Origin of the sequence: Actinoplanes sp. NPDC026623, assembly GCF_040638275.1 — a bacterium.
Taxonomy (GTDB): Bacteria; Actinomycetota; Actinomycetes; order Mycobacteriales; family Micromonosporaceae; genus Actinoplanes.
The window spans coordinates 1-13,926 of sequence record NZ_JBEZXZ010000223.1 but is presented as its reverse complement, the minus strand read 5'-3'; the positions used below and the strand labels follow the sequence as shown (position 1 = coordinate 13,926).

Below are 13,926 nucleotides of genomic sequence, written 5' to 3'. Positions count from 1 at the left end.
GCCCGCGCAGCGGCCCGCCCGCCCGGCCGAGCCGGTGGAGGCGGGAGCCGGCATCGCCGTGGGCCGGACGAGCGACCCCGCCTGAGCCGCCGGTCTCCGGCGGCTCAGGCCAAACCAACCGACGATCATCGTGTACGCGGCGAGCACCGCCGGCCCGGCCCCACCCGGGCGTGGTGCGCGGGAACCTGCGGAAAGCCGACCGCCGCCTGCTCGATCGCGAACCCGGACGGCTATTGGGCGAGGCCCGCCCGATAGGCGTAGATCGCCGCCTGGACCCGGTTGGCCAGCCCCAGCTTGCCGAGCAGGGCGCTCACGTGAATCTTCACGGTTCCCTCGGCCAGGTGCAGCCTGCGGCCGATCTCGGCGTTGGACATGCCGCTCCCGACCAGCGCGAGCACATCGCGCTCGCGCGGGGTCAGTGCCTCCACGCCGGTACGGGCGGCCAGCCGGTCACGCAGCGCACCCCCGTGCAGCACCTGGACGATCCGGTGCGCGACCGGCGGCGCCAGCACGGTGCCCCCGTTCATCGCGGCCTTGATGCCGGCGATCAGCTCGTACGGGTCGCTGGACTTGAGCAGGAACCCGTGCACGCCGGCGTCGAGCGCGCGAGCGATGTAGCGGTCCTCGTCGAACGTCGTGACGATCATGACGCGGATGCCCGGTTGGCCGGCCCGCAGCGCCTCGGCCGCGGTCAGGCCGTCCATGCCGGGCATCCGGATGTCGAGCAGCGCCACGTCGGGCCGGAACCGCTCGGCCGCCGCCAGCGCGGCGCGGCCGTCCGCCGCCTCCGCCACGATCTCCAGCTCCGGGTCGGAGCTGAGCACGGTGTGCAGGCCGGCCCGGACCAGGGGCTGATCGTCGGCCAGCAGGATTCTGATCATTCGGTCCGCCCGGTGAGATCCTCCACCCGGGACAGGCTGCCGTCGGCGAAACAGACCACGTAGTTGCCGTATGCCAGCGGATAGTTCCCGTCCGTGTAGTAGCGGCATCCCGGCCCGCGCGCGCCGCCCAGCCGAACCGGCGCCTCCCGCCCGGGCAGCAGCGCGACCGCGGCCGCCTCCGGCATGCCCACCCGCAACTCGGCGAATGCCCGGCCCTCCATCGACGCGCCGCGGACCGCCCAGGTGTAGAAGCCGGTCGCCACGACCAGCAGCGCGGCGAACGGGATCAGTACCGTGCCGGCCAGCATCCGCCGGACCCGGTACCGGCGGGACCGGTAGTCGTCGCCGAGCCGGTCCTCGGTGTCCAGGCCGGCCGGCACGTCGGCGACCAGCCGGAACCGGCCGGCCGAGGCCTCGGCCGCCAGCGAGCCGCCGGCCCGCACGAGGCGCGCCGACAGCACCGCCAGGCCGGTACCCGCCCGGCCCGGGACGTCGTCGCCCGGCACCGGGTTGACGATCTCCACTCGCCGATCGTCGAACGCGATACTCACCGGGGCGCCGGGTGCGTGGCGGGCCGCGTTGGACAGCGCCTCCGACACGAGCCGGGCCAGGAACTCGTCCCGCGGCGGTGCGCCGGTCACCTCGACGGTCATCCCGGCCGCCCTGGCCCGGTCGAGGACATTGCCGACGTCGGCCCGCGCCTCGACGTCCAGCAGGTCGACGATCCGGCGTACTGTGTCGATCGCCGCCGCCGAACCCGCGCGGACCGCCGCGGCCCGTTGCCGGGTGTCCGGGTCTGTCGCCGTCACCTGGATGCCGGCGGCCTGCAGGGACAGCAGGGCGAGGTCGTGACCGAGCGTGTCGTGCAGGTCGGCGGCGATCCGGGCGCGCTCGTGCAGCCGCGCGTCCCGGGCCTGCGCCCAGCCCTGCTCGACGAATTCGTGGCGCAGCCGGCGGTAGGCGCCGATCAGCGCCGCGAACACCGCAAGCACCACGACGAGCTGGTCCAGCAGCCAGGACACCGTGTCCTGGCTGCGCGCGACGGCGACCGCGGCGACCGCCTCCAGCACGCAGAGCAGCACGACCGCCGCCCAGGCGAGCCTCCGCCGCGCGCACAGGTAACAGCCGGCGACCACCAGGGCCGCGGCGAGCGCATACCACTGGCCCCACCCGTGCATGCCCACAGCCTAGGCATCCCGGCGGACCAGCAGCAGGCCGGCGGCGAGCTGGGCGGCGGCCGTCCACGCCGCCAGCACCAGCAGATGCCGGACGCCGTCGCCGGCCGCGAACGCCACCGCCGCGCCGGCCGGAAGGTACTCGCCGATCCGGGGTGCGAGCACCTGCAGGCCGACCAGCAGCACGAACATGGTCGTCAGGGTGCCGGCGGCGCTGCGCAGCAGGAACCCGACCGCGACGGTGAACACGCAGGCCAGCATCGCGACCACGGCGAGTCGCAGGCAGGCGGGGATCGGCGCACCGGGCCGCCCATGACCGCCCAGCTGCGCCGCGACGACGGCCCACCCGGCGGCCGCCGATCCCAGGCCGGCCCCGAATCCGACGACGGCGGCCACCGTGGTCTTGGCGACGAGCACGGCCCGCCGCTGCGGAAGGGCCAGGAAGGTGGACCGGATCACGCCGGTGCCGTACTCGGCGGTGACCACCAGCATCGCCAGCGCGACGAGGGCGAGCTGCCCGAGTTGCATCGCCGGCACCAGCGGTTCCAGCACTGCCAGGGTCTCGGACCGCGGCAGGCGGCCCTGCCCGATGTCGTGCACGAAGTCGTTCGCCAGCGTGGACGCCGTGCCCGCGGTGAGCAGGACCGCGGCGAGCACGCAGAACCAGGGCGACCGCAGCGACCAGGTCTTGCCCCACTCGGCACTCAACGCGTTTCTCATGCCGCCACCGCCGCGAACTCGGCCTCGCCCTCGACCAGGCGCACGTACGCCTCCTCGAGCCCCGGCGCGTCGGCGCGCAGCTCGCGCAGCACCGCACCGGCCTGCTGGGCGCGCCGGCCGACCGTCGCCGCGTCCAGCCCGCGTACCCGCAGGCGGTCCGCACCGACCCGCTCCCCGTGGCCGCCCAGCGCCGCCGCCAGCAGCCGGAATGACTCGCGGTCGGCGGCCGCCACCTCGACGGCCACCTCCTGGCCGGCGGTGAAGTCGGCCGTCGTCGCGTCGGCGAGCAGCCGGCCCTGGCCCAGCACCACCACGCGGTCCGCGATCAGGGCGACCTCGCTCATGAGGTGGCTGGAGATGAGGACCGTGCGCCCCTCGCCGGCCCACCGGCGCAGCAGTCCGCGCACCCACCGCACCCCGTCCGCGTCGAGGCCGTTGACCGGCTCGTCGAGGATCACCGTGCCGGGATCCCCGAGCATCGCCCCCGCTATCCCGAGCCGCTGCGCCATCCCGAGCGAGTAGGTGCCGGCCCGCTTCCCCGCCACCGCGCCGAGCCCGACCGCGTCGATCACGGCCTCCACCCGGGAACGCGGGAGGCCGTTGTACCGGGCCTGCGCCAGCAGTCCCGACCGCCCGGTCCGCCGGGGATGGAAGGCGCCGGCATCCAGGTGAGCCCCGACCAGCCGCAGCGGCTTCCGCAGCTCGGCGTAGCGCCGGCCGCCGATCAACGCCGTCCCGGAGGTGGGCCGGTCCAGCCCGAGCACGATGCGCATGGCGGTGGACTTGCCGGCACCGTTGGGCCCGAGCAGCGCCGTCACCACCCCCGCCGGCACCGTGACGGTGACCCCGTCGACCGCCGTCCTGTCCTTGTAGCGTTTGGTCAGTTCCCGAAGCTCGATCATGACCTCAGCGTCCCGGGAGAACCGGTCGCGGACATCTGCCGCCGGTCGGCGCCCGCCTATGCCGTTCGACATAGCCGGACGCCGATCACGCCGTGGCAGGATGTCGAGGTGGATCGGCTACTGCTCGACGAGGACACGCTGGCGGCGTCGGCGGTGGTCGCCAACTGCGCGATGAACCGCGAGCGGCAACTGGCCGGTGCGAACAGCTACGCCCAGGCGCTCGGATTCAACCCCGTCGATCGGCTGCGGGAGCGACTCACGGCCTCCGCCGCCGCCACGCCGGGCTGGCTGGACCTGTGCTGCGGCACCGGCCGTGCCCTCATCCAGGCCGCCCAACAGCTCGCCCGCGACGGCTACGACGGCCGCGTCAGCCTCGTCGGGGTCGACCTGGTCGAATACTTCGATCCCGCGCCCGTACCGAATCCGTTGTTGCGGTTGTGCTGCGCCCCGGTCACCTCGTGGCTGCCGGACCGGCGCTTCGACCTGATCACCTGCGTGCACGGCCTGCACTACGTCGGCGACAAGCTCGCCACCCTGACGCGGGCCGCCGGCTGGCTCGCCGACGACGGGCTGCTCGTCGCCGACCTCGACCTGGACAGCATCCGCCTTCCCGACGGAAAGCCCGCCGGGCGCGCGCTGCACGGCGCACTGCGCCGGGCGGGCTTCGCCTACGACGCCCGCCGGCGCCGCATCACCCGCACCGGCCGGCCGGCGGCGCCGCTGCCGTACGCGTACCTCGGCGCCGACGACCGCGCCGGGCCGAATTACACCAGGCAACCCGCGGTCCACTCCTACTACCGGCCGGAATGAGATGACGCAGGCGAGGAGTGCCGAGGCGGATCGCGACCGGGCGAGCCTGCGGAGGCGGCAGGAGGTGCTGACGCTGCCGGTCGCCCCGCTGCGACGCCACGGATTCGTCACGCCGGGGCGGCCGGGCGCCATGGATCCGGGGCCCGAGGCGATCGGCGTCGGCCCCGACGGCACGGCGCTGGCCGTCTGGCGGCATCGCGAGGCGCCCAACCGCAAGCGGGTGACCTGGCACGTCGAGGGCGGGCCCCGCGTCGTCGCCTCCGTCGAGGTCGAGACCGACCTGCGGGTGAGCTTCGTGCAGCCGCTGCCCGAGGGGCGCGTCCTGCTGGCGGCGGCCCGGGCCGGGCATGGCGAGGCCAACGCCGAGGTATGGACCGGCGCCGGAGGTCTGGAGCGTCGGGCCCACCTCGGCGACGCCATCGAGCACCTGTTGACCACGCCGTCCGGGTCGGTGTGGGCCGGATACTTCGACGAGGCGATGGGCGGAAGTGGTCCGGAAGGACACGGGCTCGCCCGCTTCGGCAGCGACCTGACCACCGAGTGGCTCTACCCGCCGGATGCCGGGCTGCCCGCCATCTTCGACTGCTACTCGCTCAACGTTGCGGGAGAGACCGCCTATTTCTGCCCCTACACGAACTTTCACATCGTCTCCGTGGCAGGCGAGAAGGTGACCGACTGGGGGCCTTCGCCGCAAAGGTCGGCCCACAATCTGCTGCGGCGCGGGCCCGACGTCGCCCTCCTCACCGGACCGGGCGTGGAGTACGACGTCGCGACGATGTTGCGGATCGGCCGGGACGGGCAGATTCAGCGGGGAGGCCGATGCCGTGTCGTGCTGCCCGACGGCATCGAGGCCCTGGGTCTGCGATACACCTGCCGCGGCGACGAGTTGCACGCCTTCACCCGATCCGCCTGGTATCGCATCGATCTCGACAGCCTGAGCGCCGCGGCGGGCCGCGACACGGCGTAGCGGGTGTTTCGCGGCAACTGCCAGAGGAAGGTCACACGCATGACATCCCTGTTCAGTCTCGACGGCAAGACCGCCCTCGTCACCGGCGGCAATCAAGGGCTCGGCAAGGCGTTCGCCCTCGGCCTGGCGCAGGCCGGCGCGCGGGTGGCCATCGCCGGCCGGCGGGAGGAGGCGAACCTCGCCGCCGCGGCGCAGGCGAAGACGGCCGGCTACGACCTCGTGACGATCACCGCCGACATCACCGACGACGGTCAGGTCTCCGCGATGACCGAGCAGGCGCTGAGCGCCTTCGACGGCCGGATCGACATCCTGGTCAACAACGCCGGGGTCTGCTACCACGCCGACGCCGTCGACGTGACCGACCGGCAGTGGGCCGACGTGTTCGACCTCAACGTGCGCGCGCTCTGGAAGACCTCCCTCGCCGTGGGCGCCGGCATGCGCGAGCGCCGCGCCGGCTCGATCGTCAACATCGGCAGCATGTCGGGCATCATCGTCAACCGTCCACAGTGGCAGCCGGCGTACAACGCGTCGAAGGCCGCCGTCCACCACCTCACCAAGTCGCTCGCCGTCGAGTGGGCGCCGTACGGCATCCGGGTCAACGCGGTCGCGCCGGGCTACGTCAAGACCGACATGGCGCCCGTGGACCGGCCGGAGTTTCAGCGCTACTGGATCGAGGACTGCCCGCAGCGGCGCGCCGCGCTCCCCGAGGAGATCGCGCCCAGCGTCGTCTTCCTCGCCAGCGACGCCGCGTCGTTCATCACCGGCTCGATCCTGGTGGCCGACGGCGGCTACACCGCCGTGTGACGGTTGTCGGCGATGAGCCTCGATGCACGTGTGTGGGTACCGCACACCGGCACCTCCGCCGGGGCGAATCCACCCGGCCCGGGCTGTGGGGTTCCGCGGCGCCCCGGCGCCGGATGATTCGGCGGATCAGGGTTTTCGGCGGGCGGGCTGGTTGCGGAAGGCGGTCCACAGTCCGGCGTCGTAGCCGATGGCGGTGGCACCCGCGATGAGCAGCATGCTGCCGCCCCGCAGCGCCGGGGCGGCGAGGATCGCGGTGGCGGCCATCGGGCTGGCGCACACGGCGACGCTGCGGGCGATGCTGGTGAGACTGGCGGCCGCGGTGCGGTGAACCGGGGCGACGATCGCGGCGACAAATGCCTGCCGGGCAGGGACGTCTACCTTGGACATCGCGTGCCGGGTGATCAGCAGCGTGGCGGCGACGGCCAGGCTCTGGGCCAGGGGCAGGCACAGGAGCAGCAGGTTCGCCAGGACGTGGGGCACGAGCATGGTCGCGAGCAGCCCGTGGCGGCGCGCGAGGACGGGCGCGGCGAGCAGGGAGACCGCGGACATGACATTGGTGGCGAAGAACAGCATGCCGAGCTGGGTGGTGGTGGCGCCATACCGGTAGGCCAGCCACCAGGCGAGCATCGTCTGCACCGCCAGGCCGCCGGCGAACGCGTCGACGGCGAACAGGCCCGCGAGTACCCGGACACGGTGCGGCAGCCGTTCCTGTTCGGCAATCTGGGGAGCGGGTCGGGTTTTACCCTTGGCGTGGTTCGGTTCGACGGCGGGTGACAGCCGGGCGCCGGCGGCGAGGGTGCCGACGGCGAGGATCGCGTAGAGGGCGAAGGCCAGGTCCCCGGGCGATGCCCGGTGCTGGTGGCCGAGCGCCGCCGCGGCGAGGCCACCGATCGAGCCGGCCAGCAGTGCGGTCAGGTTGTATGCGGTGAAGACCTTGGTGTGCTGGTGGTCCGGGCTGGATTGGGCCAGGATCGCCTGTTCGACCCCGCTGAACGGGGTGTTGTCGTTGGTGGACGGTGAGATGGTCCCGGCGAACGCGGCTATCAGCAGCATGGGGTAGGACTCGCACGCTGCGAACATGATCCCGGACGCGGCCATGAGTCCGGCGCTGATGATGAGGCAGCGGCGGCGGCCCCACCGGTCGGCGAACGCCCCGATGACCAGGCTGGCCAGCACGGACCCGGCGGCTGCGGTCGCGACCAGAATGCTTACCTGGGCTGGGGTGCAGCCGTCCTCGATCAGCATTCCCGCAAGCAGAACGCTGGTAGCACCGTATCCGGCGGTACGCAGTGCTCGCGCGGTGATGATCATCCGAACATCGCGGGTGCGCAACATTCCACCAATAATGCCTGATTTGTAGGTATTAATTCCGGAGGTAGATCGGAAGGATTGTTCGTGTTGCCGGCGGTGGATAGGTTGGCGTGCGGTCGGCGCGGGTGCTACTTGCCGGCCGCGAGCAGGATCCTGCCGTCCGTGCGGGCGCATGTGCCCCAGGTGTTCGCGGTGCTGAGCTTCATTGTGTACGCACGCTTCGGGTCGAGGTTCTTGTAGGTGAGGCTGCGCAGGCGGGTGCCGGCGTCGTACCCGAGGGTCGGGGTCTGAACGATCACCTTGCTGCCGACCAGCTGGGTGAGGGTGGGCTGAATGCTCACGGACGCCGGCCAGTGTGCGGGATCGGGCCGGCGCGGTCCGGTCTTGGCGTCGCCCACGTACCCGGGCCACTGCGGGTTGTCGTAGAAGAACGTCGCCGTCACGCCGTCGGCACCGCGCTTGGTCTTCGTTCTGACACAGGCAATAATCGAGCAGGACTCTCGATCCACCCTCAAGCAGGGCTCCGGGATTCCTCCGATTCGCCCGCCTGCTCCACCCGTTGGGGACGATGCTCGCTCGTGCCGAGGTAAGCGGATGAGGCGCTCCAAGCGTGTACCGGATGTGAAGCAGCGGGAGTTCGCGGAGTTCTACCGGTCGGATCAGGCGGCCTGCCTGAGGGCGGTCCTGGTCAGCGTGGGTGACCGGCAGCTGGCCGAGGATCTGGTGGCCGAGGCGTTCACCCGAGCGTGGACGTCGTGGCACAAGGTCGCCTGCCATCCCGCGCCGCGTGCCTGGATCGTACGCACGGCGTTGAACGCCCGGGTCTCGTGGTGGCGGCGTCAGCGGCGGGAGGTCGCCTGGGACGGCACCCACGAGGTCGAGGCTCTCGCGGCCGGCGACACCGGGCTGGACCCCGCGCTGCTGGCCGCGCTGCGTCGGCTGCCGCGGCGGCAGCGGGAGGTCATCGCCTGCCGGGTGTTCCTGGATCTTGATACCGGCGGCACCGCGCGGGTGCTCGGGATCGCCGCGGGCACGGTCACCGCCCACCTGTCGCGGGCCGTCGCGTCGCTTCGCGCACATCTGGTCAACGCAGAAGATCTGGAGGCAAGACCATGAGCGACCGCGAAACGGACGCCAGCGCCGTACTGGACACCTTGAAGGATTCACTGAACCACATCGGCATGCACGCCTCGGCCGAGCAGATCATGGCCGCGGGCCGGGCACGCCGGCGCCGCCGCCTCGCCGGTACGGCGGCCGCCGTGGTTGCGGGTGCGGCCGTGGTCACCGGCGTCACGCTCGGCCTGATCCCGCCCACGGGACCGGCGACCACGAACGCGGCCGGCGGCGTGCACATTCGCACGGTCGCATACACCGTGGACAGCCAGAACGACGGCACGGTCCGCGTGACCTGGGACAAGCGGCGCTACTTCGAGGACCACCAGGGTCTGCAGGGTGCGCTGCGCGCGGCCGGGTTTCCCGTGCTGATCAAGGTGGGCGAGTTCTGCCGGGGACCGCGGGACGCGGGGACCCTGAGCCCCAGTGGCGTCGGTCCGGGAGTCGAGAAGGTGATGAAGGGCCAGCGGGGGAGCGACGCGAACGTCACCTTCGTCTTCAGCCCCGCGGCCATGCCCGACGGGAAACAACTCTTCATCGGCTATCTGTCCCCGGCTCAGCTGACCGCCGTCGGCGGAAATCCGGGGTCGGTCGAACGCCTGGTGCCCACGGGAGAGCCGCTGACGTGCACCACCGAACCGCCGCCCGCGCACCTGCGGTCGCCGGGCGGCCCGCCGAAGAACTGACCGCACCGCAAGACCATGTCGGGCTGCCCTGACGGGACAGCCCGACTGGCTTATCTGTTCTCCCGCGGCGGGCCGATCCTACAATGTGTAGGTTTAAGTGTCTGTTCGCCGTGGGGGAGGATTCTTCGATGCCGGCTGCACCGCTCGCGCTGGGTCCGTCATTCCTGGATCCGGAGTGGCTGATCTCCACCTTCGGGCTGATCGGCATCCTTGCCATCGTCTTCGCGGAGTCCGGCCTGCTGATCGGCTTCTTCCTGCCCGGGGATTCGCTACTGTTCACGACCGGACTCCTCGTGGCCGACCGCACCTACCTGCATCAGTCGCTCTGGCTGATGTGCCTGCTGGTGTCGATCGCCGCGGTGGCCGGCGACCAGTTCGGGTACATGTTCGGGCGACGCTTCGGGCCGGCACTGTTCCGCCGACCCGACGCGCGGCTGTTCAAGCAGGAGAATCTGACCCGAGCGCAGGACTTCTTTGAGAAGTACGGGGCTCGGTCGATCGTCCTCGCCCGGTTTGTGCCCATCGTGCGGACGTTCACGCCGATCGTGGCTGGGGCGAGCGGGATGCGCTACCGCACGTTCCTGGTATACAACGTCGTCGGCGGAACGCTGTGGGGCTGCGGCGTCACGGTCCTCGGCTATTTCCTCGGACAGGTGGGGTTCGTCAAGGACCACATCGAGTTGATGCTGATCGGCATTGTGGCCGTCTCCGTGCTGCCGATCGCCATCGAGTTGCTGCGCGCGCGTCGGCGTGCCCGTAAGGCCGGGATGGAGCAGCGCTGACCCGGCGTGTCTGACCGAGTGGAATCCGTTATTCCTACACAATGTAGGAGAAATGGACATCAAACCTTCTCGGGAGACTCGCATGAATCGGCTTGAGCGATCGGTGTTGTCGGTTGCCTCCGTGGGCCTGCTGGCAATGGCCATGGTGGCGATCGAGGCGAACGAGGCGAAGCCGACGGCCGCGACGGTGCCCGCCGCGACCGCCGTGGCGCCGAGACCGGACCACTTGGTGATCGTCGTACTCGAGAACAAGCGCTATGACTCGGTGATCGGAGATCCGAAGACGCCGTGGGTGTCATCGCTGGCCCGGGGCTCGGCGAACATGCTGCACTTCTACGCCGAGACCCATCCGAGCCAGCCGAACTATCTGGCGCTGTTCTCGGGATCGACCCAGGGCGTCACCGACAACGAGTGCCCCCATGATCTCGGCAGCCGGAGCAACCTCGGCCGTCAGCTGCTCGACGCCGGCTACAGCTTCGCCGGCTACTCCGAGGACCTTCCGTCGGCCGGCTGGCTCGGCTGCTCCGATCAGGGCTATGTGCGCCGGCACAACCCCTGGGTGAACTTCGCCAACGTGCCGGCCTCGGCGAACCGGCCGTACTCGGACTTCCCGAACGACTTCCGCAGGCTGCCCACGGTCTCGTTCGTCATCCCGAACCTCTGCCACGACATGCACGACTGCCCCAAGGTGCGCGCTGACGCCTGGCTGAAGAAGGAGCTCTCGGGCTACGTCGCCTGGGCCAGGACGCACAACAGTCTGTTCGTGCTCACCTTCGACGAGGACAACGGGACCGATAGTAACCACATCCCGACGATCGTGGCCGGCGCCGGTGTTCGGCCCGGTTCCTACGGTGCCCACCTGAACCACTACGACCTGCTGCGCTCCATTCAGCAGATGTACCGGCTCCCGATCAGCGGCGGGCCCTCCCGCGCCAAGGGGATGCCGGACCTGTGGTCCCGGCGCTGACCGGACTTATGCGGCCGGGCGCTACGCCGTCTCCCGAACCTGGCCCGAAGCGGATGCCGGCGCGGCAGTGACCGGCTCGGGCTTCTTGAGGGTGCTGCTCGGTGAGAGGAAGAATAGGATCAGAACCCCGGCCGTGTAGGCCAGCCAGACGACGATCTCCAGCACCGTGGCGCTCGGCGTGAGATTGACGGTGGCGGTGAGCAGGGTGCCGTACCAGGAGGTCGGCTCGACGGTTCCGGAGAGGTCGTACGAGACCGTGTTGGCGCCGGGCAGCGCTCCTGCGACCTGGAAGCCGTGCACCGCGTATTTCGCGATCCCGGCGGCGACCAGGATCAGCAGCACCGCGGTCCAGGTGAACAGCCTGCCCAGGTTGACCCGGGCCACGGCCTTGTACATCAGCCAGCCGAGCAGCATCGCGGACACGACTCCGGCGAGCATGCCGAGCAGGGGGGCGACCGTCTGGGAGGCGGCCTGGGCGGCGGAGAAGACCAGCAGAACCATCTCGACGCCCTCGCGGATGACCGCGACGAAGGCGAGACCGGCGATGGCGGCCCGGCCCATGCCGAGCGCATCGGTGAGCTTTCCGGTCAGTTCGGCCTTGATGGTGCGGGCGCTGCGCCGCATCCAGAAGATCATCCACGTCACCATCGCCACGGCGACCAGCGAGGTCACGGCCTCGAACAGCTCGAGGCGTACGCCGTCGAGCAGCGAGGTGGCCACGTAGGTGAGCACGGCGCCGAGTGTGGCGGCGGCGATCACGGCCGCGGCCACCCCCGTCCACAGGGGTGCCAGTCCGTCGCGGCGTTGCGAGCGGGCGAGCACTGTCAACAGGATCGTGACGACCAGCGCCGCCTCGAGGCCGTCGCGCAGACCGATGAGATAGCTGGCGAAGAATACCGAGCCCACGATTCCCCTTTGGTTAGCCTAACCTGCCCCCGTCAAAATCCTACAAGTTGTAGGAAATGTCAAGCGGGGCGTGCGATTGGCGATACCTCTGCACCTACAGAAGGTAGGAGCTAGAGTCGGTGCGGTGACCATGCGATCCCGGGAGGAACGCCCGGCGGGCGGCAACCGCGGCTATTCCGGGACCCCGGTGCTCATCGGCGCCTCGGCGACCGTTTTCGTGCTGCTGGGCGCGTGGCTGTTCGTGCTGGTGACCGTCCCCGGAGTCGGCCTGCTGCTGCGCCGCGTGATGCGGTCGCGGTCGCCGGTACCCGATGGAAGCGACGGCCGGTCCCGCGCGTAATCCCTTCGGGTGGCGCCGGCGGGCCACGCTCGCTCATTCAGTGTTTTCTCAGCACCGCCTGTGCAGGGTGGCGCAGTGAATTATCAGCTCTTTCAGCTCATCAACGGTGCTGCCGGACGTGCCGACGGCGTGGACGACGTGATGGAGTTCGCGGCGACCTGGCTGATCTATCCGATCTTCGTGATGGCCGCCGGCCTCGTCGCGGCCGCCCTACGGCATCGCCGGGTGCGGCCGGTGTTCAAGCTCGGCGTGGCACTGGTCCTCGCCTTCACCGGTGCGACCGTGTTGTCTCATCTCAACGGCGAAGTGCGCCCGTTCCAGAGCCATCCCGTGCACCAGCTGATCCCCCATGACCCGGGGATCGCGCTGCCCAGCGACCACGCGACCGCCGCCTTCGCGGTGGCCCTCGGCGTGTACGCCTTCCTGAGCCGCCGCTGGGGCATCGCCCTCGGCGTCGCGGCGCTGGCCGTTGGGTTCTCCCGGGTCTGGGCGGGCGTGCACTACCCCGGCGACATCGCCGCCGCGGCGATCATCGCCGGCCTCGCGGTCCTTTCGGTCGTCATCGGGACCCGCGGACTTCGCACCCGCGAGCAGGTCGCATGACACCGGCCCGCCGGCTGATCGCGAACCTGCTTGTCGGGACGGTGGTGATCGCCGGGTGCACGGCCAAGGAACGGCCCGCGCCGGCACACCCCTCGTCATCGCCGCCCACCGGCGGCTACAGCAAGGTCATGATGATCGCGGAGGAGAACCACGCGTACGACGAGATCATCGGCTCGCCGGACGCGCCGTACCTGAACGAACTCGCCGCGAGGTACGGCACCGCCACCGGTCTCGACGCGGGCTATCCGCCCGGTTGCCCATCGCTGGCCGCCTACATCCTGCTGACCAGCGGAACCACCGACGGCATCTGCGACGATCGGGCGCCGAAGGCCCACCCGCTGCACGACGACAACCTGTTCCGGCAGGTCTCCGCGAGCGGGCGCGAATGGCGCGATTACGCCGAGTCGGCGCCAGGCCCGTGCGCGCTCGGCAACGGCAGGGAAGGCCGCTATCTCGTACGCCACGTGCCCGCGAACTACTACGTGGACGAACGACGCGACTGCGCCCGCTGGTCGGTGCCGATGGGGGATCCGCAGTCCGGCACGCTGCACGACGACATCGCCGCGGGCGCCCTGCCCGCGTTCGCCTTCGTCAGCCCGGACGCCTGTCATGACATGCACGGCGCGGACCCGTGCCCGGCCGAACGGGTGGGCACGGGCGACCGCTGGCTGCGGACCTGGCTGCCCGTGGTCCTCGCCGGCCCGGACTACCGGTCCGGCCACCTGATCGTCATCGTGACCTGGGACGAGGGCACCGATACGGACAACCACATCCCCACCCTGGTGATCTCGCCGACCACGACGCACCTCAGGGTCGGCGAGTCGTTCACACACTGCTCGACACTGCGTACCGTCGAGGAGGTACTGGACCTCCCGCTACTCGGCTGCGCGGCGCGAGCGGCGTCGATGACCGGCTCCTTCCGGCTGTGAGCGCCCGGCGTGCCCCGGCGGCGCCGGGGC

The 13,926-nt window shown here is 71.0% G+C and carries 17 protein-coding genes; 10 read left to right on the top strand and 7 right to left on the bottom strand.

The window, feature by feature from the left end:
* Positions 1–230: 230 nt before the first annotated feature.
* From AB0F10_RS38770 to AB0F10_RS38755, 4 genes are read right to left on the bottom strand one after another with little or no spacing between them, the layout of a single operon-like run.
* Positions 231–881 (bottom strand): response regulator transcription factor, encoded by a 651-nt coding sequence (locus tag AB0F10_RS38770; protein ID WP_360637328.1) that lies wholly within the window; start codon positions 879–881, stop codon positions 231–233.
* Positions 878–2,059, bottom strand: a complete 1,182-nt coding sequence (locus AB0F10_RS38765) for a histidine kinase (RefSeq protein ID WP_360637325.1) — start codon at positions 2,057–2,059, stop codon at positions 878–880. Before AB0F10_RS38765 ends, AB0F10_RS38770 begins: the two co-directional genes overlap by 4 nt.
* A gap of 9 nt (positions 2,060–2,068) precedes the next feature.
* On the bottom strand, positions 2,069–2,776 hold the full coding sequence (locus AB0F10_RS38760) for a hypothetical protein (RefSeq protein ID WP_360637322.1): 708 nt from the start codon (positions 2,774–2,776) through the stop codon (positions 2,069–2,071).
* Positions 2,773–3,678 carry an ATP-binding cassette domain-containing protein gene (locus AB0F10_RS38755; RefSeq protein WP_360637319.1) on the bottom strand — a complete coding sequence of 302 codons (906 nt, stop codon included), beginning with the start codon at positions 3,676–3,678 and terminating at the stop codon, positions 2,773–2,775. Before AB0F10_RS38755 ends, AB0F10_RS38760 begins: the two co-directional genes overlap by 4 nt.
* A 108-nt stretch (positions 3,679–3,786) precedes the next feature.
* Here AB0F10_RS38755 and AB0F10_RS38750 point away from each other — a divergent pair, with 108 nt between their 5' ends.
* From AB0F10_RS38750 to AB0F10_RS38740, 3 genes are read left to right on the top strand one after another with little or no spacing between them, the layout of a single operon-like run.
* Complete coding sequence (locus AB0F10_RS38750) at positions 3,787–4,488, top strand: methyltransferase domain-containing protein (RefSeq protein WP_360637316.1); 702 nt, start codon at positions 3,787–3,789, stop codon at positions 4,486–4,488.
* Position 4,489: 1 nt separating this feature from the next.
* Positions 4,490–5,455: a hypothetical protein gene (locus AB0F10_RS38745; protein ID WP_360637313.1), complete on the top strand. Its 966-nt coding sequence runs from the start codon at positions 4,490–4,492 to the stop codon at positions 5,453–5,455.
* 39 nt (positions 5,456–5,494) lie between these two features.
* Positions 5,495–6,259, top strand: a complete 765-nt coding sequence (locus AB0F10_RS38740; protein ID WP_360637310.1) for a glucose 1-dehydrogenase — start codon at positions 5,495–5,497, stop codon at positions 6,257–6,259.
* 126 nt (positions 6,260–6,385) lie between these two features.
* Here the strand turns inward: AB0F10_RS38740 and AB0F10_RS38735 are convergent, their stop codons facing one another.
* Positions 6,386–7,744 (bottom strand): MFS transporter, encoded by a 1,359-nt coding sequence (locus tag AB0F10_RS38735; RefSeq protein ID WP_360637307.1) that lies wholly within the window; start codon positions 7,742–7,744, stop codon positions 6,386–6,388.
* Entirely contained in the window at positions 7,699–8,013 is a 315-nt protein-coding gene (locus AB0F10_RS38730) for a hypothetical protein (protein ID WP_360637304.1), read from the bottom strand. Before AB0F10_RS38730 ends, AB0F10_RS38735 begins: the two co-directional genes overlap by 46 nt.
* A gap of 151 nt (positions 8,014–8,164) precedes the next feature.
* On the opposite strand from AB0F10_RS38730, the gene AB0F10_RS38725 reads away from it, so the two are divergent.
* From AB0F10_RS38725 to AB0F10_RS38710, 4 genes are all read left to right on the top strand, one after another.
* Positions 8,165–8,686, top strand: coding sequence for a sigma-70 family RNA polymerase sigma factor (locus AB0F10_RS38725; RefSeq protein ID WP_360637301.1), 522 nt, complete (start codon positions 8,165–8,167; stop codon positions 8,684–8,686).
* Positions 8,683–9,369: a hypothetical protein gene (locus AB0F10_RS38720; RefSeq protein ID WP_360637298.1), complete on the top strand. Its 687-nt coding sequence runs from the start codon at positions 8,683–8,685 to the stop codon at positions 9,367–9,369. The genes AB0F10_RS38725 and AB0F10_RS38720 overlap by 4 nt, the downstream gene beginning before the upstream one ends.
* 128 nt (positions 9,370–9,497) lie before the next feature.
* Complete coding sequence (locus AB0F10_RS38715) at positions 9,498–10,151, top strand: VTT domain-containing protein (RefSeq protein WP_360637295.1); 654 nt, start codon at positions 9,498–9,500, stop codon at positions 10,149–10,151.
* 82 nt (positions 10,152–10,233) lie between these two features.
* A complete protein-coding gene (locus tag AB0F10_RS38710) occupies positions 10,234–11,118 on the top strand; it encodes an alkaline phosphatase family protein (RefSeq protein WP_360637291.1) in 885 nt (294 codons plus the stop codon).
* Positions 11,119–11,139: 21 nt separating this feature from the next.
* On the opposite strand, the gene efeU is transcribed toward AB0F10_RS38710, so the two are convergent.
* The gene (gene efeU / locus AB0F10_RS38705; RefSeq protein WP_360637288.1) at positions 11,140–12,024 is read right to left on the bottom strand and encodes an iron uptake transporter permease EfeU; all 885 of its coding nucleotides are present in this window, start codon (positions 12,022–12,024) and stop codon (positions 11,140–11,142) included.
* Positions 12,025–12,148: 124 nt separating this feature from the next.
* On the opposite strand from efeU, the gene AB0F10_RS38700 reads away from it, so the two are divergent.
* The 3 genes from AB0F10_RS38700 to AB0F10_RS38690 all read left to right on the top strand — a co-directional run bounded on the left by AB0F10_RS38700 (position 12,149) and on the right by AB0F10_RS38690 (position 13,896).
* Positions 12,149–12,364, top strand: a complete 216-nt coding sequence (locus tag AB0F10_RS38700; RefSeq protein WP_360637285.1) for a hypothetical protein — start codon at positions 12,149–12,151, stop codon at positions 12,362–12,364.
* 75 nt (positions 12,365–12,439) lie between these two features.
* Complete coding sequence (locus AB0F10_RS38695; protein WP_360637282.1) at positions 12,440–12,967, top strand: phosphatase PAP2 family protein; 528 nt, start codon at positions 12,440–12,442, stop codon at positions 12,965–12,967.
* Positions 12,964–13,896: an alkaline phosphatase family protein gene (locus AB0F10_RS38690; RefSeq protein ID WP_360637279.1), complete on the top strand. Its 933-nt coding sequence runs from the start codon at positions 12,964–12,966 to the stop codon at positions 13,894–13,896. Before AB0F10_RS38695 ends, AB0F10_RS38690 begins: the two co-directional genes overlap by 4 nt.
* Positions 13,897–13,926: the final 30 nt, after the last annotated feature.